The sequence below is a fragment of the Streptomyces sp. NPDC001770 genome, assembly GCF_053596135.1.
The window spans coordinates 113782-134261 of the sequence record NZ_JBSFFN010000016.1; the positions used below are offsets into that span (position 1 = coordinate 113782).

Annotated in this window: 17 protein-coding genes; 9 read left to right on the plus strand and 8 right to left on the minus strand. The window is 72.5% G+C overall.

The window, feature by feature from the left end; all coding sequences use genetic code 11:
• Positions 1 to 3: 3 nt before the first annotated feature.
• Together ACWCSV_RS16885 and ACWCSV_RS16890 are read left to right on the plus strand one after the other, a co-directional pair.
• Entirely contained in the window at positions 4 to 2754 is a 2751-nt protein-coding gene (locus ACWCSV_RS16885) for an outer membrane protein assembly factor BamB family protein (RefSeq protein WP_451142838.1), read from the plus strand.
• 289 nt (positions 2755 to 3043) lie between these two features.
• A complete protein-coding gene (locus tag ACWCSV_RS16890; RefSeq protein ID WP_451142840.1) occupies positions 3044 to 4480 on the plus strand; it encodes an NlpC/P60 family protein in 1437 nt (478 codons plus the stop codon).
• A 138-nt stretch (positions 4481 to 4618) separates the two neighbouring features.
• Here ACWCSV_RS16890 and ACWCSV_RS16895 read toward each other — a convergent pair whose 3' ends face one another.
• From ACWCSV_RS16895 to ACWCSV_RS16920, 6 genes are all read right to left on the minus strand, one after another.
• Positions 4619 to 5497 (minus strand): hypothetical protein, encoded by an 879-nt coding sequence (locus ACWCSV_RS16895; protein WP_451142842.1) that lies wholly within the window; start codon positions 5495 to 5497, stop codon positions 4619 to 4621.
• Positions 5498 to 5735: 238 nt separating this feature from the next.
• The gene (locus ACWCSV_RS16900) at positions 5736 to 6971 is read right to left on the minus strand and encodes a styrene monooxygenase/indole monooxygenase family protein (protein WP_451142844.1); all 1236 of its coding nucleotides are present in this window, start codon (positions 6969 to 6971) and stop codon (positions 5736 to 5738) included.
• Positions 6972 to 7016: 45 nt separating this feature from the next.
• Positions 7017 to 7727: a GTP-binding protein gene (locus ACWCSV_RS16905; RefSeq protein ID WP_451142846.1), complete on the minus strand. Its 711-nt coding sequence runs from the start codon at positions 7725 to 7727 to the stop codon at positions 7017 to 7019.
• Entirely contained in the window at positions 7708 to 8121 is a 414-nt protein-coding gene (locus ACWCSV_RS16910; RefSeq protein ID WP_327177955.1) for a DUF742 domain-containing protein, read from the minus strand. The genes ACWCSV_RS16905 and ACWCSV_RS16910 overlap by 20 nt, the downstream gene beginning before the upstream one ends.
• Entirely contained in the window at positions 8118 to 8597 is a 480-nt protein-coding gene (locus ACWCSV_RS16915; protein WP_451142848.1) for a roadblock/LC7 domain-containing protein, read from the minus strand. Before ACWCSV_RS16915 ends, ACWCSV_RS16910 begins: the two co-directional genes overlap by 4 nt.
• On the minus strand, positions 8594 to 11632 hold the full coding sequence (locus tag ACWCSV_RS16920) for a sensor histidine kinase (protein ID WP_451142940.1): 3039 nt from the start codon (positions 11630 to 11632) through the stop codon (positions 8594 to 8596). Before ACWCSV_RS16920 ends, ACWCSV_RS16915 begins: the two co-directional genes overlap by 4 nt.
• Positions 11633 to 11997: 365 nt before the next feature.
• On the opposite strand from ACWCSV_RS16920, the gene ACWCSV_RS16925 reads away from it, so the two are divergent.
• Positions 11998 to 12783: a hypothetical protein gene (locus ACWCSV_RS16925; RefSeq protein ID WP_451142850.1), complete on the plus strand. Its 786-nt coding sequence runs from the start codon at positions 11998 to 12000 to the stop codon at positions 12781 to 12783.
• 16 nt (positions 12784 to 12799) lie between these two features.
• On the opposite strand, the gene ACWCSV_RS16930 is transcribed toward ACWCSV_RS16925, so the two are convergent.
• Complete coding sequence (locus tag ACWCSV_RS16930; RefSeq protein ID WP_451142852.1) at positions 12800 to 13297, minus strand: MarR family winged helix-turn-helix transcriptional regulator; 498 nt, start codon at positions 13295 to 13297, stop codon at positions 12800 to 12802.
• A gap of 235 nt (positions 13298 to 13532) precedes the next feature.
• Between ACWCSV_RS16930 and ACWCSV_RS16935 the strand changes: the two genes are divergently transcribed.
• Together ACWCSV_RS16935 and ACWCSV_RS16940 are read left to right on the plus strand one after the other, a co-directional pair.
• Complete coding sequence (locus tag ACWCSV_RS16935) at positions 13533 to 14372, plus strand: lysozyme (protein WP_451142854.1); 840 nt, start codon at positions 13533 to 13535, stop codon at positions 14370 to 14372.
• A gap of 172 nt (positions 14373 to 14544) precedes the next feature.
• Positions 14545 to 15324: a polysaccharide deacetylase family protein gene (locus ACWCSV_RS16940; RefSeq protein ID WP_451142856.1), complete on the plus strand. Its 780-nt coding sequence runs from the start codon at positions 14545 to 14547 to the stop codon at positions 15322 to 15324.
• A 147-nt stretch (positions 15325 to 15471) separates the two neighbouring features.
• On the opposite strand, the gene lon is transcribed toward ACWCSV_RS16940, so the two are convergent.
• Complete coding sequence (gene lon, locus ACWCSV_RS16945) at positions 15472 to 17889, minus strand: endopeptidase La (RefSeq protein WP_451142858.1); 2418 nt, start codon at positions 17887 to 17889, stop codon at positions 15472 to 15474.
• 708 nt (positions 17890 to 18597) lie between these two features.
• Between lon and ACWCSV_RS16950 the strand changes: the two genes are divergently transcribed.
• The 4 genes from ACWCSV_RS16950 to ACWCSV_RS16965 all read left to right on the plus strand — a co-directional run bounded on the left by ACWCSV_RS16950 (position 18598) and on the right by ACWCSV_RS16965 (position 20474).
• On the plus strand, positions 18598 to 18936 hold the full coding sequence (locus ACWCSV_RS16950; RefSeq protein WP_451142860.1) for a MerR family transcriptional regulator: 339 nt from the start codon (positions 18598 to 18600) through the stop codon (positions 18934 to 18936).
• A gap of 481 nt (positions 18937 to 19417) precedes the next feature.
• Positions 19418 to 19627 carry a cold-shock protein gene (locus tag ACWCSV_RS16955; protein WP_451142862.1) on the plus strand — a complete coding sequence of 70 codons (210 nt, stop codon included), beginning with the start codon at positions 19418 to 19420 and terminating at the stop codon, positions 19625 to 19627.
• 170 nt (positions 19628 to 19797) lie between these two features.
• Positions 19798 to 20112 (plus strand): CBS domain-containing protein, encoded by a 315-nt coding sequence (locus tag ACWCSV_RS16960; RefSeq protein ID WP_451142864.1) that lies wholly within the window; start codon positions 19798 to 19800, stop codon positions 20110 to 20112.
• Positions 20113 to 20168: 56 nt separating this feature from the next.
• Complete coding sequence (locus ACWCSV_RS16965; RefSeq protein WP_451142866.1) at positions 20169 to 20474, plus strand: SCO5918 family protein; 306 nt, start codon at positions 20169 to 20171, stop codon at positions 20472 to 20474.
• Positions 20475 to 20480 lie beyond the last annotated feature (6 nt).

The window sequence follows — 20480 nt, forward strand, 5'->3', positions numbered from 1 at the left end:
GCCATGGAGGCGCTTCGTCAGGACGATCCACGCCGCTTCGGCCCGTACACCGCGCTGGCCCGTCACCGCGAGACGGCGAGCGCGGTGAGTTACGTGGCGCGCGGGGCGGACGCCGAGGACCTGGTGCTGATCACCGCCGCCCGGCCCGCCCTCGCCGGGGTGCCGGCCTTCCGGCGCCGCTTCCGGGCCGAGGCCCGCACCGCCGAACGGCTGGCCGGCGGCTGGGTGCAGCCGCCCCTCGACGGCACCGAGGGCCCTGTCGGCTCCGGAGGCCCCGTCGTCCCCGGCGGTGACGCTTCGCTCTCCGGTCCGGAGCCGCTCTGGACCGCCGCCCGCTACCTCCCCGCACTGACGCTCGCGGAAGCCGTCGCCCTCGGCGGTCCGCTGCCCGAACGCGCGGTACGGATACTGGGCGCGGGCATCGCCGAGGTGCTGGCCCGGGTGCACGCCACCGGCGCCGCCCTCCAGGGGCTCGCCCCGGACACCGTGCTGCTCGCCGTCGACGGGCCCCGGCTGACCGCCTTCGGCCCGCTGGGCGGGGCCGCCGCGGCCGAGGCGCTGCCGGGCGGGCAGCTCTCCGTACGGCTCGGCTACCTCACCCCTGAGCAGGTCGCCGGCCAGGAGGTGGGCGCCGCCTCCGACCTCTTCGTGCTGGGGCTGCTGCTGGTGTACGCGGCGACCGGGGCCACCCCGTTCGCGGAGGGCCCCGCCGAGAGCACGGCGGACCGGATCGCCCACGGGGAGCCCGGACTCGGCGGCGTACCGGCCGAGTTGCGGGAGCTGGTCGCCGGGTGTCTGGCGAAGGACCCGGCAGCCCGCCCGAGCGCCGCGACGGTCGCGGCGTCGCTGGCGCTGGAGGGCGCCGCCGCGCTCGCCCGGAGCGGCTGGCTGCCGGAACGGCTGGTGGCGGCGGTGGCCGATCAGGAGGCCCGGGTGCGGGCGCTGGAGGCCCCGGCCACCTCGCCGCTCGCAACCTCCCCCGAGGGTGCTTCGGCCACCCGGTTCCTCAACACCCGTTCCCGCGACGGGGCGCCGGACCACCCCACCACCCGGCTCGCCGCACTCCGCGAGCACTCCCCCGAGCAGGCCCCGCCAACCGGTCAGGCCCCGCCAACCGGTCAGGTCGCACCAACCGGTCGGGTTGCACCAACCGGTCAGGCGGCCCCCGCAACCGGTCAGGCCCTGGTGACCCGGCGGCCCGCCCCGCCCGCGCCGGCCGGTCCGCCGGGTGCCCCCTCCCCCGGCTCGCTGCTCCCCGCGCGCCGCCCCCTGGAGTCACCGGCCGGTGGTTCGCTCGCCGCCCAGGCTCCGGCCGCTCCGGCCTATCCCGTTCCGTACTCCGGTACCTCCCTGCCCGGCGGCGGCACCCTGCCCACCGGCGCGGCGGCCCCGCCGGTGCGGCGTCCCGCCGGGCCCGACCGGTCCTCGTTCTTCCCCACCCGCAGGTCGTTGCTGGCCACGGCCGCCGCCGGGGCGCTGGGCCTCCTCGTCGGCGGGGCCGTGGTCGGCGCCCTCGGGACCGACGACGTCCCCGCCCCCGTGGCCCACGGGAAGCCCGGGCCGAGCAAGGGCCCCGCGCTGCCCGGTCAGCCGCCCGCCCTCACCTGGACGTACGCGCACCCTGCGTCCGAGTCGGAGCCGCTCACCGCCGCGCTCTGGCAGGACCGGCTGCTGGTGCTGACGAGCAAGGCCCAGGCGACGGCGGTCGACCTCCGCACGGGCAGACGGGTCTGGCAGCGGGCGGACGCCGCCGAGGGCCAGGCGGCGCTGGCCGCCGGGGACAGCCTCGTCTTCGTCGCGGGCCCGACCGCGTTCCTGTGGCTGTCGCCGGAGACCGGCGAGGTGGAGCACCGGGTGCGGTACGCGGACGGCTTCGCCGGCCTGCCCGGGCTCCGCGTCGGCACGCTCACCGGGCAGTCGGGCTCCGTCGTCTGGTTCTGCGGCGCGCGGACGGTGACCATGAAGGCCCCGAAGCCGGCGAAGGGCAAGAAGCCCGGCAAGGACAAGCAGGTCGTCCAGGCGTACTTCTTCGCGTACGACCTGGTGGGCCGCAAGGAGCTGTGGCGGGTCCAGGTCCCGGCGGGCCGGGGCGCGGCCGGTCCGGAGTACCGGCTGACGGCGGCCCGGCTGAACGACATCGTGGTGCGCCAGGACGCCTCCACCCTCACCGCCGACGATGTGCGCGCGGCCAAGGGGAAGAGCACCTTCCGCTGCTTCGACCGGACGACCGGGAAGCTGCTCTGGACCAGGCAGTTCGGCGCGGTCGCCCCCTCGGGCGCGGCGGGCGGCGACGAGGAGGGGCGGCTCTTCGGCGCGGTCGGCCACGCCCTGCAGTCCTGGGACACGGACAGCGGCAAACCGCTGTGGCGTCTCGACGGAACCGGCGCGAAGTCGGAGTTCGGCGCCCCGGTGGAGTCGGACGATCTGATCGTCACCACCAACCGCAGCCAGGAGGTGGGCATGGTCGAACGCGAGACCGGCAAGCTCCTCTGGCTGCGCTCCACCGAGGTGCCGGTCGGCGGCGCCGCACCCGTCGTCACCGTCACCGCGTCCGGCGACACGGTGCTCGCCTCCGACCTCACACAGGTGACGGCCTTCAACGCGCGGGACGGTCGACGGCTGTGGAAGTTCCAGGACATCGGGGTGGCCGATCCCAAGGGCGCCGCCGTCACCGGCCCGTACCGGACGCTGACGACCGGGCAGACCGCCGTCGTGCTGCGGGGCCGGGCCATCTACGCGTTCCCCGTGGCCTGACGGGCGCGGCCTGACGGGCGCGGCCTGACGGGCGGCGGCCTCCCGAGCGTGGTCTGACGGGCGAGGGGCCGGCGGACGACGGGACGACGGGACGGCGAGCCACGGGCCGGCGGACGACACCCCGGGCCGGGCCGCCCGCCGTACGGGGTGAGGCGGGGCGCCACGCCGTGCGGTGCTTGCACCACCGGACCCCGAGTGAGCGGATAAATATGATTCGCACACTTTTCAGGGGCCTGGTCCGGTCCGTCGTACGGACGACGAGCCCCGCACCATCACCGGAGGTGATGACGTGTCAGGCAGGCTTCTGCGAGCGGTCTGCGCGACGGCGGTCCTGGCCGCCGTCGCCGCCCACGCCCCGTCCGGCGCCGACGCCGGCCCGCGACCGGCGCTCGAGCCCTCCGCCCGGGGCTCGTCGCGCACCCCGGACTCCTCACGCGTCCTGCGTTCCTCGCACCCCCAGGACGCAGACGCGACCGGCCCGGCTACCGGCGCCCCGCCCCCGGGAGCGTCCGACGCCCCGGCCCCCGCCCCGTCCTCCGACCCCGCCCCGTCCTCCAGCCCCGCCCCGTCCTCCAGCCCCGCCCCGTCTCCCGGCCTGACCGTGGACGCCTCCGAGGCCCTGGCCGGCCGCAAGCCGTCCGCCTCCGCCACCCCCGACGCGTCCGCCCCAGGGGCCGTTCCCGACGCCGCCGCCCCCCAGGCCGCCCCCGCCCTGCTCACCGAAGTCCAGACGCTCTTCCGGCGGCTGGAGAAGGCCACCGAGACGTTCAACGCGACCGACGAGAAGCTGGCGCGCCGGACCGCCGCCACCCGGAAGGCGAACGACGCCCTGACGAGGGCCCGGCGCACCCTCCGCTCCGGGCACGCGGCGGCCGGGCGGCTGGCCCGGGAGCAGTACCGGGGCCGGTCCGACTTCTCCGCGTACCTCCGCCTGCTGCTGGCGGACGGGCCGTCCGACGCGTTCGGCCAGGGGCACGTGATCGCCCGCGCGGCGGCCGGGCGCGCGGCGACCGTGGACCGCCTCACGAAGGCCGAGAAGCGGGCCGGTGTCCTCGCCGTCGCCGCCCGTAAGGCGCTCGCCGAGCAGCGGGCGCTCGCGGCGGAGCAACGCAGGCAGCGCGACTCCGTACGGACGGCGCTGGACGGCGTCGAGGCGCGCTTGGCGGACCTCACACCCGCCCAACTCGGCGCGGTCTCCGCCCTGGAGGACGAGAATGTCGACGCGGCGCAGCGGGCCCTCGTCGCCTCCGGCGCCCTCAGCTCGACGCGACCGCCGTCGTGGGAGGGTGCCGAGGCGGTGGCGTACGCGATCGAGCAGATCGGCAAGCCGTACGAGTGGGGCGCCGAGGGGCCGGACAGCTTCGACTGTTCCGGGCTCACCATGCGGGCCTGGGAGCACGCCGGGCTGACGGTCCCCCGGACCTCGCAGGAGCAGTGGGCCGAACTGCCCCGCGTCCCGGTCTCCTCGCTGCGGCCGGGCGACCTCGTCGTGTACTACCCGGAGGCCACCCACGTGGCGCTGTACATCGGCGACGGCCTGGTGGTGCAGGCGCCCAGGCCGGGGGCGCGGGTGAAGGTGTCGCCGCTGGCGTCGAACCCACTGCTCGGCGCCGTACGCCCCGACCCGCAGGGCGTGCCCCTCGGCACGTACACCCGGCCGGAGTTGCCGGAGGGGGCGTCGGAGGGGTCGGACACGGGGTACAGCGGGTCGACCGAGCCGGAGTGACGCGCTCGTGCCGGGTCTCGGACCGCCTGCATGCCGCCGTCGACCGGGAGGACCGCCCCGGTCACGCAGGAGGCGTGGAGTTCGCCCGGCGCCGGCAGCGCAGCTTCCACTCCACCTGCGCCGACGTCCCCGCCGGTCTCATGCGTGTGCCCTGGTCAGGGTGTACAGGTTCCAGGAGTCCGGGTCGCCGATGTACTGGTAGACGGTGACCCGCCCCTCGTCGCCGCCCACCTCCCAGGGATCGTCGTCGCCCCAACCGCACGCCGGGAGGGTGACGGAGACCGTCTGCCCCCACGGTCCCTCGCCGCGGCCGTAGGTCCAGGTGCCCCGGCCGGTGCACCGCTCCATCCCCTCTGCCGTCCCGGCGTCGAAGGCGGGGTCCCCGACCGCCACGGCCTCCGCGCTGCCGTCCTCCGCGAGCGTCAGTGTCCCGCCCTCACCGTCGGTCCAGTCGCCCACCATCCTGGCGCGGGTGACGACCGGCGGGGCGTACGTGTCGACGAGGCCGAGGTCGAGGGCCATGAGCCCGAGGACGCCGACGCTCAGCACCCCCAGCGTGCCCCACAGGGCGATCGGACCGAAGAGTCCCTTGCGCGCGACCCGGGTGACGAGGCCGGCCACGGCGAGCGGGACCGTCGCCGCGCACCAGGCCATCACCGCCTCGACCGGCCCGAGGTACCCGGCCAGGGCCGCGGCCACCCCCAGCGGCGCGAGCCCCGTCGCCATCACCACCGGCACCCACCACCACGCCTCACGGCCACCGAACCTGCGCCCCAGCACGTCGCTCAGCCGCACGGCGGGGATCACGAGGACCAGCGACAGTACGGCTCCGGCGACAAGGCCTGCCAGCATGAGGAAGGGCAGCATGAAGAACACGCCCAGGCCGAAGGACTGGGCGCTCGGTGCCTCCCGCGACCGCCCGTGGACCACGAAGAGGATGAGGGCGGTCACCGCCTCCAGGGTCACCACGAGCAGCGAAACCGACTGCATGTCGTCGAACGAACGTTTTTGCGTCATGGAGAGCCCCCTCGTGACGGGCGAGCGGCACGCCGGACAGCATGACGGCGGCACGCCGGGACAGCGCGGCACGCCCGCTGGGCGACTGCGTATCCACTCATCCTGTCAGCAAATTTGAACGCGTTCAACGCCTCGTCCCGGGTCTCCGCCGACCAGGGCCGCCCGAAGCCGGACACGCGAAAGGCGCCGGCCACCGACGGATTGTCGGTGACCGGCGCCTGGAGAGGACCGGGCGGGGTCAGGCGCCCGCGACCGAGGCCAGGTACGCGTTCGTCTTCTCCGGCTCGAAGAAGAAGTTGTCGAAGTCGGCCGGGTCGTTGAACCCGTTGGCGAAGCGGTCGGCGACCGGCTGCATCTGGCCGGCGGCGCCGATCAGGTTCAGCACGTGCTCCGGCGGGACGCCGAGCATCGCGTTGGTCCACTTCACCACGTGCTGGGCGGTGTCCCAGTAGCGGTCGAAGGTGGCCTGCATCCACTCGGCGTCGAACGCGCGGTCGCCGTGCTCGATGATCGACTCCAGGTACGCGTTGGCGCACTTGGAGGCCGAGTTGGAGCCCTGGCCGGTGATGGGGTCGTTGGCCACGACCACGTCGGCCACGCCGAGCACGAGGCCGCCGCCGGGGAGCCGGCCGATCGGGTTGCGCACGGTCGGCGCGTACCGGCCGGACAGGGTGCCGTTGGCGTCGGTCAGCTCGACCTTGGTGGCGCGGGCGTACTCCCACGGCGTGAACCGCTCCATGAGCTCCAGCGTCCTGGCCAGGTGCTCCGAGGGGTCCTTGATGCCCTGGAAGGCGTCGAGCGGGCCGCCCGGGATGCCCTCCCAGAACAGGATGTCCGCGCGTCCCGAGGTCGTCAGGGTCGGCATGACGAAGAGCTCACCGACGCCCGGCACCAGGTTGCAGCGGACCGCGTCGAACTCCGGGTGCTCCGGGCGCGGGCCCATGCCGTGCACGTACGCGACGGCCAGCGCCCGCTGCGGGGCGTCGAACGGCGAACGCGAGGCGTCCCGGCCGAACATGGAGACCAGCTCGCCCTTGCCGGCCGAGACCATCACCAGGTCGTACGTACGGGAGAAGTAGTCCAGGTCCGAGACGGCCGCACCGTGGATGACGAGCTGGCCGCCGCGCTGGGCGAAGGTCTCCATCCAGCCGGCCATCTTCACCCGCTGGTCCACGGACTGGGCGTAGCCGTCCAGCTTGCCGACCCAGTCGATGACCCGCGAGGAGTCGGGGCCCGCGACCGAAACGCCGAGGCCCTCGATCTTCGGGGCCTGGGTCTCCCAGAAGTTGAGCTGGTAGTCGCGCTCGTGCTGGAGGGCGGTGTCGAACATGCACTGCGTGGACATGACCCGGCCGGTCCGGATCTCGTCGGCCGTGCGGTTCGACATGAGGGTGACTTCGTACCCGCGCGACTGCAGGCCGAGGGCGAGCTGAAGTCCGGACTGGCCGGCTCCGACTATGAGTATCTTCCGCATGGGACGGTTCTCCGTTTACGTGGTACGTCGATCGGGGGGCGCTATTCAGACAGGGGTGGCGTCGAGAGCGTGGCCCACGAGGGTGAGCAGCGACTCGACGACGGTGATCCTGCTGCGCGCGTCCATGATCACCACAGGCACGTGCTGAGGGACACTCAGGGCCTCCCGGACGTCGGCCGCTTCGTAGCGGTCCGACCCCTCGAAGTGGTTGACGGCCACGATGTACGGCAGCCCGCAGCTCTCGAAGTAGTCGAGCGCCGGGAAGCAGTCGGCGAGACGGCGGGTGTCGGCCATGACGATCGCGCCGATGGCGCCGCGCACCAGGTCGTCCCACATGAACCAGAACCGCTGCTGGCCGGGCGTGCCGAAGACGTACAGCACGAGGTCGTCGTCGAGCGTGAGGCGGCCGAAGTCCATGGCCACGGTGGTGGTGGACTTGTCCGGGGTCGCGGTGAGGTCGTCGGTCTCCTCACTGGCCCGGGTCATGACCGCTTCGGTCTTCAGCGGGGTGATCTCGGAGACCGCGCTCACGAAGGTCGTCTTGCCCACGCCGAAGCCGCCCGCCACCACGATCTTGGTCGCGGTGGGCGCGCGCGTATGGTCCAGCTGCCACGCCTGGATGGACTCCTCGGTCCGGTCCTGGGGCCCCGGCTGACGCGGGGTGAAGAGCGTCTGCTCCGCGGGTTTCGGTTCGGCGGGCGCGGGGTCCGCGAGCGTCGGCCCGGACAGCTTCGGCTCAGAGACGACGGAGTCCATTGAGCACCCTTTCGAGCAGTGCGCGGTCGGGCTGACCGGCGCCGTGGCCGGTTCCGTACACGCGGATCTTTCCCTGGTCCGCCAGGTCGCTGAGCAGCACCCGGACCACACCGAGCGGCATCTGCAGCAGGGCGGAGATCTCGGCCACCGTACGCATCCGGCGGCAGAGTTCGACGATCGCCCGGAGCTCCGGCATGACCCGCGTGCTGAGGTTTCCGCCGGTGAGCTCGCGGCGTTCCTCGGGCGCCTCAAGCGCGGCGACGAAGGTCTCGACGAGCAGTACGTGCCCGAAGCGGGTACGCCCGCCGGTGAGGGAGTACGGACGGACGCGCGCGGGCTTCCGGTCGGACCCCCGCACGGGGAGCCTGCGGGCGGGTTCGGCGGCGGACGTCACTGGGCGCTCTCCATCGATTTGCGCAGCTCATTGCGGAGTTCGGGGGTGAGGACGTGTCCGGCCCGGCCGACGAAGAGCGCCATGTGGTACGCGATGACGCCCATGTCGCAGTCGGGGGTGGCGTGGACGCCGAGGAGCGAGCCGTCACTGATCGACATGACGAAGACGCTTCCTTCCTCCATCGCGACCATCGTCTGCTTGACGCCGCCGCCGTCCATCAGCTTCGCGGCCCCCATGGTGAGGGAACCGATGCCGGAGACGATGGTGGCCAGGTCGGCGCTGGAGCCCCTGGGGCTCTGCTGCTTCCCCGCGGCCGGAGCGGCCTGGTGTCCGGGGTCGGAGGAGAGCAGCATGAGCCCGTCGGACGAGACGACCGTGACCGAGTGGACCCCTGGTACCTCCTCCACCAGATTGCTCAGCAGCCAGTGCAGGTTCCGGGCTTCGGTGCTCAGCCCGAGTGTGCTGGGCGCAGTCAACTGCGTGCCTCCTCGACAGTGTCCCCCGCCTCCTGGCCGTCCGAGCGGCCGGCCAGGTCGGTGCGTGCGTTCGGTGCGGCAGGAACGTCGGATTCCACGCCGTCCGCAATCTCTGCTTCCACGTCCCGGCGGCCCTCACGCGCTCCCCGCTGGAATCCGCCGAGCCGGCGCCTGAGCGCTTCCTTGTCCAGGCTGCCCGTGCGCTCGGCGGAGGGTGAGCCGGCGGGCTTGACCACCCTGGGGGTGCGCTTGGGCAGCCCCTTGTCCGTGACCCGCTCGGGCTGCCGGGGACCCGGCACGGACTCGGTGGAGGCGGCCTCCCGTACGGGAAGCGCGTCGGGCTCCGGGGCCTGGGGGGCCTGGTGGTCCTCGGGGACCTGGGAGTACGGGGTGTGCGCGGTCCCGGGGAGCGGGAACGGCCGGGGCTCCGGAGCCCCGTACGGGTCGTGGGCGGCCGGGGCGGGCGCATCCGCCGTGCCGGCGGGCCGCTCGTGCCGGTCGGGGCCGACGAGGTACGGGTTCCCGGGTGCGTCCGGGGCCGCCGCGGGAGCCGGGTCCGGGTCCTCCTCCGGCACGGTCGGGAGCCGGAACTGCATGGTGGTCTCGGCCAGGGTCTCCACCGGGGCCGGGCGGTCCACGACGGCCGGTTCCCCGGGAGCGGCGGCCGGGTGCTCCACCGCGGCCGGTGCGTCGGGAACGGCGGCCGGCTGCCCGTGCGCCTCGGGAGCGGCGGCAGGGACGGCCTGCGGGCCCGCGTCCCGGATGGTCTGCTCGGCGGCGGCGATCAGCGGGTCGTCGGCGGCTACGACGAGGGAACGGCCCTGGAGGGTGTTGGAGTTCGCCTCGGCGACGGAACCGGGGAGGTTCAGCGCCGGCGCCACGCCCGGCACGTTCACCGGCGGCGGCGAGGCGGCCGGCGGGGCCTTGGGCAGCAGGGCCTGGGGCAGCACGACGACCGCCGTCACGCCGGTACCGGTCTTCTGCGGCTGCAGCCGCACCTGTACGCCGTGGCGCGCGGCCAGCAGCGAGGAGACCTGGAGGCCGAGGCCGGTGCTGTCGTCGGCCGGGTGCCCGACCCGGAAGGAGTTCGGGTCGGCCAGCCGGAGGTTGACCTCCTCCATCCGCGCCGCCGACATCCCGATGCCCTCGTCCTGCACGGAGAGCATCACCTCGCCGGTCTCCAGCAGCCAGCCGGAGAGCTCGACGCGCGAGTCGGGCGGCGAGAACGCGGTGGCGTTCTCCAGGAGTTCGGCGACCAGGTGGCTCAGGTCGTCGGCGGCGAACCCGGCGATCTGGGCGTACGGCGGCAAGGACTGGATGGTGACGCGTTCGTACCGCTCGATCTCGCTGACGGCGGCGCGGGCCACGTCGACCAGCGGGATCGGGCCGGCGTGCCCCTGACCGTGGTCGGCGCCCGCGAGGACCAGCATGTTCTCGCCGTGGCGGCGCATCACGGTGGCGAGGTGGTCGAGCTTGAAGAGGGTGGCCAGCCGCTCCGGGTCCTGCTCGCGCTCCTCCAGGTTCTCGATCACGCCCAGCTGGCGCTCGACGAGCCCGAGGCTGCGCAGCGAGAGGTTGACGAAGGTGTGGTGCACGGTGTCGCGCAGCCGCTGGAGTTCGGCGGTGAGGTCGGTGACCTGGACCTGGAGTTCGGCGCGCTGGAGGGTGAGCGCCTCGCGTCCGGCGACCAGTTCGGCGTGCTCGGCCCGCAGCCCGCCGGTCTGCCCGGCGAACTCGTGGTGCAGGGCGAGCAACCGGTCGTGCAGGGCGTTGATCGAGCGGACCACCTGGGCGAACTCGTCGTTGCGGCCGCGGTAGGCGATCGCCTCCGCGCTCTCCGGTTCGGCGGCCAGCCGGGCGGAGCCGATGCGCAGCACGGCGAGCGGCTGGGTGAGGGTGCGGGCGACGGCGGTGGAGACGCCGACCGCGATCAGGAAGCAGCCGCCGAGCAGGGCGAGGGAGAGTTCGAGCCCGGTGACGTCGTCGTCGCGGAGCTTCTCCAGCCGCTGCACCTGGGCGGTGCCGAGCGCCGACTCGACGCCGCGCATCCGGTCGATGCGCGCGGAGAGAGCGGCGGAGAGCTTCTTGGAGCTGGTCTTCCGCTCGGAGTCGGAGAGTTCCGGGCTGTCCGTCAGGGCGGCGAGGTACTTCTCGGCGCTGTTGACCTCGGGCCCGGTGACGGTGGAGGAGAGCTTGTCGCGAGCGCCGGCGCCGGCTGCCTGGTCGAAGTCGGCGAGGGCGGCGAGTTCACGGACCCGGGCCTGCTGGGCGGCGGCGCTCAGCTCGTCCCGGGCGCGGTCGTCGGCCGACTTCTCGTCGTCGTCGCTCTGCACGGGGAGCCCGGTGTAGGGGTCGTACTCCTGGACCGGCGCCGGGCTGGGCACGGCGAGGGCAGCGAGAAGCAGTCCCCGGGTAGCGGAGGCCTGTTCGACGGCGGTGGAGAGGGCGAGCGGCGCGCGGGTGGCGGCGGCCGCGCGCGGCGGGGTCGACTCGGCGAGTTCGGCGGCGAGGTCGTGGAGCTTGGCGATGACCTCGCTGTACGCCTGATGGGCGGCGAGGGCCGAGCCCTTGCCGCTGACCGCGTCGCGGCGCAGCGACGGGACGGTGGAGAGGTCCCGGCGGAGCGGGGCGGGGGCGGCCTCGCGGATCTCGTCGATCTGCTGGTCGACCCGGGCACTGAGGCTGTCGGCGCCGGGCTTGGCGTCGCCGCCGTCGCCGTTTCCGTCGTACGCCTCACGGCCGCCCGCGATGTACGCGGTGATCGCGTCGCGTTCGTCGGCGAGGGAGTGGGCGAGCGTGATGGCCTGCTGGTCGAGCTCGGCCAGGGTCACCAGGTTCTGCGACTCGTTGAGGTCGGAGGAGGCGCTGAGGGCCGCCGGGGCACCCGCCGCTATGACGGTGATCCCGACGACGGCGACGCCCGCCACGAGACGCCTGCGCACGCGCACCTTGCGCTTGCCGCCGCCCGCCACCGGAGCGGTCGCCCCGGAAACGTCCTGCGTGCTGACCTTGCTCCGCGGCCGCTTCTTCTGCACCGGTGCTCGCATTCTTGACTCGTCCGCCCATGAAGCAGAGGTGACGCATCGTCACATGCGCGCACTCCCCTGCCACTGGTCCAGCTTCTGACCATTCCAGCCCTTTTGGGAGGGAGACGCGCATCGACCGCTCCGCCACTCGAACGAGTGAACATCACTCGTGAGCGGGCGAACAAGTCTCCCCAGTGCGACCGCTCCCCATGCGCCGGACGCCGGGTGGACCTTCCGCGCGGGCTTTGGCAGGATGCCCGCCCGCACCCCGCCGGGTTCCGCGACCGCCACCCCCCGGCCCGGCCTGACCTGCTGCTACACGGCAGCACGCCCGTCGTGCAGGCGGTGTGAAGGCGTCGTGCAGACTGGCTGCCATGCGCATCGAACTCGCCGGTACGCCCGGCAGCCCCGAACGCCCCAACGAGGACTGGGTCATGGCCGCCCTCCCCGCGTCCGGCCAGGGCGGGTGCCTGGTCCTGCTGGACGGAGTGACTCCCCCTCCGGGTGACGACGGTTGTGTGCACTCGGTGCCCTGGTTCACCTCGCGGCTGGGTGGAGGGCTGGCCGAACTGTCCGCTTCACGCCCGGATCTGACCCTGGAGGAGATCCTCGCCGAGTCCATCCGGCGCACGGCGGACGCCCATCGCACCTCCTGTGACCTTTCTCACGTAAGGACGCCTCAGGCAACCGTCGTCCTGACCCGCTGGAACGAGGCGGCGATCGAGTACCTGGTGCTGTCCGATTCGGTCCTGCTGCTGGAGTCCCTGGACGGGAGCGTACGCGCGGTGATCGACGACCGGCTCGACCGGCTGCCGCCGGGGATGCTCTCCTCCATGGAGTTGACGGACACGCTGGCCCGGAACAAGGAGGGTGGATTCTTCACCGCCGCCGCCGATCCCGCCGTCGCGTCCCGCGCGGTGACCGGCGGACTGCCGCTCGGGGAAGTACGCGCACTGGCCGCCCTGACGGACGGGGCGAGCCGCTGGACCGAGGTGTTCCAGGAGGGTGACTGGCACGCCGCGTTGGGGCTGCTGCGCTCGGCGGGTCCCCAGCACCTCATCGACCGCGTACGGGAACGGGAGCGGGCCGACACCGGCCGGGTCCACCTGGGCCGGGGCAAGCGGCACGACGACGCCACGGCGGTCCTGGTGGAGTTCTGACACCTCCTTCGCTGCCTCAGCTCTCCGCGCGCGCGTTGAACTGGTGCAGCAGCCGGGCCAGTTCCGCGACCTCGGCGCGGTCCCAGTCGGCGAGCTTGCGGACGTAGCGGGCCCGCCGGGCGTCGCGGACGTGCCGGAACCGGGCGAGCCCCTCCTCGGTGAGGTGGACGAGCGAGGCGCGGCCGTCCTCGGGGTCCGGCTCGCGGTTCACCAGACCGAGGTCCTCAAGGGCGCGCAGTTGACGGCTCATGGTGGCTTTGCCGACCCCGAACCAGGCCGCGAGCTCGGTGGCCCGCTGCTGCCCGGCGGACTCCAGCCGTACGAGCAATCCGTAGGCGGCGGCCTCCAGTTCGGGGTGGACCTCGCGGGCCATCTCGCCGGAGGTGGCGCGCGCACGCCGCAGGATCACGGCCAGTTCGTGTTCCAGGGCGAGGAATGCCCGATCCGCCGGGACCCCGGCTGCGGTGTCGGGCCCGGTTCCGCTGTCCTGCTCCTCCACCACGGCACCCCTCATGCGCTTTCCACCTCTGAAACTTTCGCCCGCCGCGGTTCCTTTCCGCAGCTGGGCCAGTATTTCGCAGGAGTAGACCACAGGAGGGTCCTGGACCCTCTTCCGGAGAACGGGTCAACGCGCGTAGCGTCATTCTCGTCATGTTCGTGACAGAGCAGGACCACCGGGGCCCGGCCCCGCACGCACCCCGGTTCGCGGTTCCCCCCACCGTCCCTCACCGAACCACGGAGGCACGCCCATGTCCGCGCACAGATCCCGTTCCCGCACCGCTCGTCTGCTCGCCCCGGCCGGCACCCTGCTCGCCGCGCTCTCACTCCTGTTCTCCCTGCCCGGTGCCGCCTCGGCGGCCGGCACCCCGGCCGACGCCGTTCCGGCCCGGGGGACAGCCTCGCTCGGCATGGGCGTCGTCGCCCACGACGGCCGGGGGCCCCTGCCGGTCGGTACGACCGCGACCCAGACCGAGGGCGTCGACGTCAGCGGCCACCAGGGCAATGTCGCCTGGTCGACGCTGTGGAGCGCCGGAGTCAAGTGGGCGTACGTGAAGGCGACCGAGGGGACTTACTACAAGAACACCTCGTTCTCGCAGCAGTACACGGGCTCGTACAACGTCGGGATGATCCGCGGTTCGTACCACTTCGCCACCCCGGACACGACCTCCGGCGCCGTCCAGGCGAACTACTTCGCGGACAACGGCGGCGGCTGGTCCCGGGACGGCCGGACGCTCCCGGGCGTGCTGGACATCGAGTGGAACCCGTACGGCGACCAGTGCTACGGCAAGACGCCCGCCGCGATGGTCTCCTGGATACGCGACTTCGTGAACACCTACAAGGCGCGCACCGGGCGGGACGCGGTGATCTACACGGCCACCAGCTGGTGGACGACGTGCACCGGCGGCAACGCGGGCTTCGGCGCGACCAACCCGCTCTGGGTGGCCCGCTACAACACCACGGTGGGCGAACTCCCCGCGGGCTGGGACTACTACACGATCTGGCAGTACACCTCGACCGGTACGACGGTCGGCGACCACGACAAGTTCAACGGCGCGCTGGACCGCGTACAGGCCCTGGCGAACGGCTGACATACCGCCACATGCGGCGCACCTCACCACCCGTGGCCCCGGCGACGCACCCCGTCGCCGGGGCCACGGCGATCCACCGGGTACCCGCCCCGCTATGAACCAATTGTATACACGGTATGTATAGTCCGGGCTGCCGTACCGGACGTACGGCTGTACCGCGCCGTACCGACCGATGGATGGAACCACCGTGCTCAGAAGGACGCCGAAGCCCCGCGCCTGGTCGACTCCCGCCCTGGTGGCCGCGCTCGCCCTCACCCTGGGCGGCTGCTCCATGGCCACCACCGCCCCCGCCACGGCGCGCGACGAGGCGGCCGCCGACGCGAAGGGCGAACCCGGCCCGGTGGACTGCCGCGTGGCGAAGTGCATCGCGCTGACCTTCGACGCGGGACCGGGCGAGGACACCCCGCACCTGCTGGACGTGCTCAAGGAGAAGAAGGTGCACGCGACCTTCTTCCTGCTGGGCAAGAACCACGTCCTCAAGCACCCCGACACCGTGCGGCGGATCGCGGACGAGGGGCACGAGGTGGCCAACCACACTTGGTCGCACGAGATCCTGACGGACAAGAAGCCGGACGAGATACGGGCCGAGCTGGAGAAGACCCAGGACGCCATAGCGGAAATCACCGGGAAGAAGCCCCGGCTGATGCGTCCGCCCCAGGGCCGCACCGACGACACCGTCTCGGAGATCAGCAAGGACCTGGGCCTCTCCCAGATCCTGTGGAGCGCGACCGCCAAGGACTACTCGACCACCGACTCGGCGCTGATCGAGAAGCGCATCCTGGACCAGGCGGAACGGGACGGCATCATCCTGCTCCACGACATATACAAGGGGTCCGTGCCCGCCGTGCCGGGCATCATCGACGCCCTGCGGGCACGCGGCTACACCTTCGTCACCGTCCCCGAGCTGATGGCCCCCGCCGAGCCCGAGCCGGGCACGATCTACCGCCCCTGACCCGGGTCACGGCTCCCCCGGGGTGCGAGCACGGGAACGGCCCGCCGCCCCGGGGTCTCCGGGGCGGCGGGCCGTCCGTACCGGTCGCGCGCGGCGGCGCGTCCGGCACACCGTGCCACTCATGCCGTGCCGCTCACGCCGTGCCGCTCATGCCGCGGCCGGAACCTTCTCCTCCGCGCCCGCGGTGGCCGGGGCGAGGGCGATCTCCAGCACCTGGCGGACGTCGGTCACCGGGTGCACCTCCAGCTTCTCCAGGACCTCGGCCGGGACGTCGTCCAGGTCGGCCTCGTTCCGCTTGGGGATCACCACGGTGGTGATCCCGGCCCGGTGCGCCGCCAGCAGCTTCTGCTTCAGGCCGCCGATCGGCAGGACCCGCCCGGTCAGCGAGACCTCACCGGTCATCGCCACGTCCGTACGGACCAGCCGCCCGGAGAGCAGCGAGGCCAGCGCCGTCGTCATGGTGATGCCGGCGCTCGGACCGTCCTTCGGGACCGCGCCCGCCGGGAAGTGGATGTGGGTGCCCCGGTCCTTGAGATCGGCGACCGGCAGCTCCAGCTCCGCGCCGTGCGACCGCAGGAAGCTCAGCGCGATCTGCGCGGACTCCTTCATCACGTCGCCGAGCTGACCGGTCAGGGTCAGTCCGGACGCCCCGGTCTCCGGGTCGGCCAGCGACGCTTCGACGAAGAGCACGTCGCCGCCCGCACCGGTCACCGCGAGGCCGGTCGCCACGCCCGGTACGGCGGTACGGCGCTCGGCCGGGTCCTGGGCGGACTCGGGCACATGGTGCGGCCGCCCGATCAGCCCCCGCAGGTCGGCGTCGGTGACCGTGAACGGCAGCTCGCGGTCGCCCAGTTCGTGCTGGGCCGCGACCTTCCGCAGCAGCCGGGCGACGGCCCGCTCCAGGTTCCGTACGCCCGCCTCACGGGTGTACTCGCCGGCCAGCTTGCGCAGCGCCGACTCGTCCAGCGCCACCTCGTCCTTCTCCAGACCGGCCCGCTCCAGCTGGCGCGGGAGCAGGTGGTCGCGGGCGATGACGACCTTCTCGTCCTCGGTGTACCCGTCGAGCCGGACCAGCTCCATGCGGTCGAGCAGCGCCTCCGGGATGGCCTCAAGAACGTTGGCGGTGGCGAGGAAGACCACGTCGCTGAGGTCGAGCTCGACCTCCAGGTAGTGGTCGCGGAAGGTGTGGTTCTGCGCCGGGTCCAGCACTTCGAGCAGGGCCGCGGCCGGGTCGCCCCGGAAGTCGGAGCCGACCTTGTCGATCTCGTCGAGCAGCACGACCGGGTTCATCGAGCCGGCCTCCTTGATCGCCCGGACGATGCGTCCCGGCAGCGCGCCGACGTACGTACGCCGGTGGCCCCGGATCTCCGCCTCGTCCCGGACACCGCCGAGCGCCACCCGGACGAACTTCCGTCCCATGGCGTGCGCGACGGACTCCCCGAGCGAGGTCTTGCCGACCCCGGGAGGGCCGACGAGCGCCAGCACCGCGCCGCCGCGCCGCCCGCCGACGACACCGAGGCCCCGGTCGGCCCGGCGCTTGCGGACCGCGAGGTACTCGGTGATGCGCTCCTTCACGTCGTCGAGTCCGGCGTGCTCGGCGTCGAGGGTCGCCTGCGCGCCCCGGATGTCGTACGCGTCCTCGGTCCGCTCGGTCCAGGGCAGCTCCAGGACGGTGTCCAGCCAGGTCCGGATCCAGGACCCCTCGGGGCTCTGGTCCGAGGACCGCTCCAGCTTCTCGACCTCCTTGAGCGCGGCCTCGCGGACGTGCTCGGGCAGATCGGCGGCCTCGACACGGGCGCGGTAGTCGTCGGACTCGTCGCCCGGGTCACCGTTGAGCTCCGACAGCTCCTTGCGTACGGCGTCGAGCTGGCGCCGCAGCAGGAACTCGCGCTGCTGCTTGTCGACGCCCTCCTGGACGTCCTTGGCGATGGACTCGGCCACGTCCTGCTCGGCGAGGTGCTCACCGAGCCACTGCACGGCCAGCTTCAGCCGGGCGACCGGGTCCGTGGTCTCCAGCAGCTCGACCTTCTGCGCGGTGGTCAGGAAGGGGGAGTAACCGGAGTTGTCGGCGAGCGCGGAGACACCGTCGATCTGCTGCACCCGGTCGACGACCTGCCAGGCACCCCGCTTCTTCAGCCAGCTGGTGGCGAGGGCCTTGTACTCCTTGACCAGCTCGGCGACGGCCCCCGGCAGCGGGTCGGGCACCTGCTCGCCGATGCGCGTCGCCTCGACCCAGAGGGCCCGCCCGGGGCCGGTCGTACCGGTGCCGATCCGTACCCGCGAGCGCGCCCGCACGATCGCGCCGGGATCTCCGTCGGAGAGCCGCCCGATCTGCTCGACCGTACCGAGGACGCCGGTCCCCGTGTACCGGCCGTCGATGCGCGGCACCAGCAGCACCTCGGGCTTGCCGCCCTCGGCGGCTGCGGCCTGCGCGGCCTCGACGGCGGCGCGTGCCTCGCTGTCGGAAAGATCGAGAGGAACCACCATGCCGGGCAGCACGACTTCGTCGTCGAGCGGCAGCACGGGCAGGTCGAACGGAGTGGACGCCTTGGTGTCGGTAGCCATGATCTTCCCTTCGGCAGTCAAGTTGAGCTATGCACGCTCAATGCTTGTGAGCCGAGGAATGTTCCCCACGGGGTGTTCGCTCTGAGCGATCGGCGGACGACCGCACCTCACGGCCGGGGGGAGCGCGCACCCAGCGACCGCACCGCCGGAAACCTCCCTGGACTTGACGAAGAAATCTGTAGTGGCGACAGTAGACATTGCTTCATGGTGTGACTAGGGTTTCTCTCGTAGCCCAGAGAGACAGAGAGGTCGGCGGAGACGAACCGCCGGGCAGCAGTACGCAGCACAGCAGTACGCACGACGGTGCGGTGGTGGAGCCCCGGAGCCGGCAGCGACGCAGGGAGGCGACGGGGCTGACGACCGGACCGGGCGGCCCGCGGCGATCAGGGGCCGCCGCCGGACCTGCCGCGAGGGCGGTCCGTACACGTGGCCCGCCGAACGGGCCATCCAGAGGGAAGAAGGGAGGGACGGGCGCCATCACCATCGCCCGGGCGGGAACGACGGGCCCGGGTACCGCACGACATCGACAGTGAGGTGGTCTCCGGTCAGGCACACGCGATCCCCGCACCCGCGGCCGTCCGCCGCGAGTCGGTGCGGAACAAGAAGGCCGGCAGGGTACTGAAGCCGGCAGATGGTGTAGCAGTTCCTTCGGGGCCCTGGTGCCGTACGGCACCAGGGCCCCGCCACGCGTTCCACGGAGAGGTGCGTATGACAGCACAGGACTCGAACGGCCGTCTTGACGACGACGACTATCCCGCTTTCACCATGGGCCGGGCCGCCGAGATGATCGGCGCCACCCAGGGCTTCCTCCGCTCCGTCGGCGAAGCCCGCCTCATCACGCCGCTCCGGTCCGAGGGCGGCCACCGTCGCTACTCCCGCTACCAGTTGCGCATCGCCGCGCGCGCCCGGGAACTCGTCGACCAGGGCACCCCCGTCGAGGCCGCCTGCCGCATCGTCATCCTCGAAGACCAGCTCGAAGAGGCCCAGCGGATCAACGCCGAATACCGCCGGGCCGCCCAGGCACCCGGCCCGCCGCCCGCGCTCTGAGGGAGCCCGCCCGGCCCGCCCCCGCTCGCCCGGTGTTCCCGTACACGCACGTCGGCGGGGGCGGGAGCGACGCCCCTCCGGGGCCTTCCGCGAACACCATCCCCTGCGCATGCCTGCGCGGACGCCTCCGGACGCCTCCACGGAAGCCTCCCGGGCGCCTCCTGGGTACCGAAGCGCTTCCCCGAAGAGCTGCGCTTCCGAGGGGGCAATATCTGTGCCCGCCGGGCGAACTTTGAGCACACCGCGCACGAAGTGTTTTAGGCCTGGGGACCGGAGCGGAATTACACATCGCCTGCCCACCACTACCGCATGCTATCGTCGAACCAGTTGCCGTGGTCCTAAAATTTCGAGCACCCTCGTCGACATTTCCGACAGTAGGACGCCTTTCGCGTTTCCGGTCGTTATCGGACGGGGCATCACCGCGGCAACCGGGCATCCATGCAACTGCGGTTTCCGGCGTAATGCCCCAAGGAGATATGACATGGCGTCCGGCACCGTGAAATGGTTCAACGCGGCCAAGGGTTTCGGCTTCATCGAGCAGGAGGACGGCGGCCCGGACGTGTTCGCCCACTTCTCGAACATCGCTGCCGAGGGCTTCCGCGAGCTGCTCGAAGGCCAGCAGGTCACCTTCGACATCGCGCCGACCCAGAAGGGCCCGACGGCCGAGAACATCGTTCCCGTCCAATCGTGACGCGCCCAGTTCTCCTCTCCGCGGGGCACCGCCGTTTCACCGTTGCAGTCGATTCACCGCAGGCCTGATCCGATTTCGCATTCCGTTCGGCGCATTCTCGGCATTCCCGCAGCGGCTTCTCGCCCACGGCGGGAATTCCTTGATCGGCGCCGCGTCGAGGAAGGTTCCTCTTGGGCCCCGTACGTACGCACAGACACTTCTCCCGCATTCGTCCCACCGGCACCGTCCAGCTTTCCGATGACGACACTCAGGAGCCGCGGGTCGGCGACGACATGACCGTCGAAGTGGCTCTGTCGGTCATGATCAGTGCCCGTGTCGACCATCTGCTCGTCTGCGACAACGACGGACTGTGCACCGGGACGGTCACCCTGGCCGCGCTCGCCGCCGTACGGGACGGGACCGCGTACACGGACCGGATCCAGTTGCGCGACGTTCTCGCCGACGACCGGGACGGCGCTCCGGGCCTGCTCGCCCTGGCCCTCTGAGCCGACCCGCTCGGCACGACAGCACCCCGCTCCTTCTCTTCTCTCTGTGAGGCATCATGCGCTGCGTCATCGCCCGTTTCCCGTTCGAGCTCACGAAGAGCGGGGTCCTGGAAGCCATGAAGGGCATCAAGCCGGAGCCGGCCGTCGGCGAGTGCGTGATCGTGGGCCGCCGTACCTACCCCGTCAAGCAGGTCGGCCAGGTCATCACCCGGCAGGACCGCCGGGACTTCAGCGCCGGTGAGGTCCTCCGGGCCATGGCCCAGCTCGGCTTCACCTGCCCCGCCGTTCCCCGCGCGCCCGCGCCCGCGACCGACTCGTTCCAGCACGCGTCCGAGCTGCTCGGCGCCCCCGCAGCCGCCTGAGCCGAG

Coding starts and splice junctions, on each gene's coding strand:
- ACWCSV_RS16885 (WP_451142838.1), top strand. CDS start 4: ATGGAGGCGCTTCGTCAGGACGATCCACGCCGCTTCGGCCCGTACACC.
- ACWCSV_RS16895 (WP_451142842.1), bottom strand. CDS start 5,497: ATGACGCAAAAACGTTCGTTCGACGACATGCAGTCGGTTTCGCTGCTC.
- ACWCSV_RS16900 (WP_451142844.1), bottom strand. CDS start 6,971: ATGCGGAAGATACTCATAGTCGGAGCCGGCCAGTCCGGACTTCAGCTC.
- ACWCSV_RS16905 (WP_451142846.1), bottom strand. CDS start 7,727: ATGGACTCCGTCGTCTCTGAGCCGAAGCTGTCCGGGCCGACGCTCGCG.
- ACWCSV_RS16925 (WP_451142850.1), top strand. CDS start 11,998: ATGCGCATCGAACTCGCCGGTACGCCCGGCAGCCCCGAACGCCCCAAC.
- ACWCSV_RS16930 (WP_451142852.1), bottom strand. CDS start 13,297: ATGAGGGGTGCCGTGGTGGAGGAGCAGGACAGCGGAACCGGGCCCGAC.
- ACWCSV_RS16935 (WP_451142854.1), top strand. CDS start 13,533: ATGTCCGCGCACAGATCCCGTTCCCGCACCGCTCGTCTGCTCGCCCCG.
- ACWCSV_RS16940 (WP_451142856.1), top strand. CDS start 14,545: ATGGATGGAACCACCGTGCTCAGAAGGACGCCGAAGCCCCGCGCCTGG.
- lon (WP_451142858.1), bottom strand. CDS start 17,889: ATGGCTACCGACACCAAGGCGTCCACTCCGTTCGACCTGCCCGTGCTG.
- ACWCSV_RS16950 (WP_451142860.1), top strand. CDS start 18,598: ATGACAGCACAGGACTCGAACGGCCGTCTTGACGACGACGACTATCCC.
- ACWCSV_RS16955 (WP_451142862.1), top strand. CDS start 19,418: ATGGCGTCCGGCACCGTGAAATGGTTCAACGCGGCCAAGGGTTTCGGC.
- ACWCSV_RS16965 (WP_451142866.1), top strand. CDS start 20,169: ATGCGCTGCGTCATCGCCCGTTTCCCGTTCGAGCTCACGAAGAGCGGG.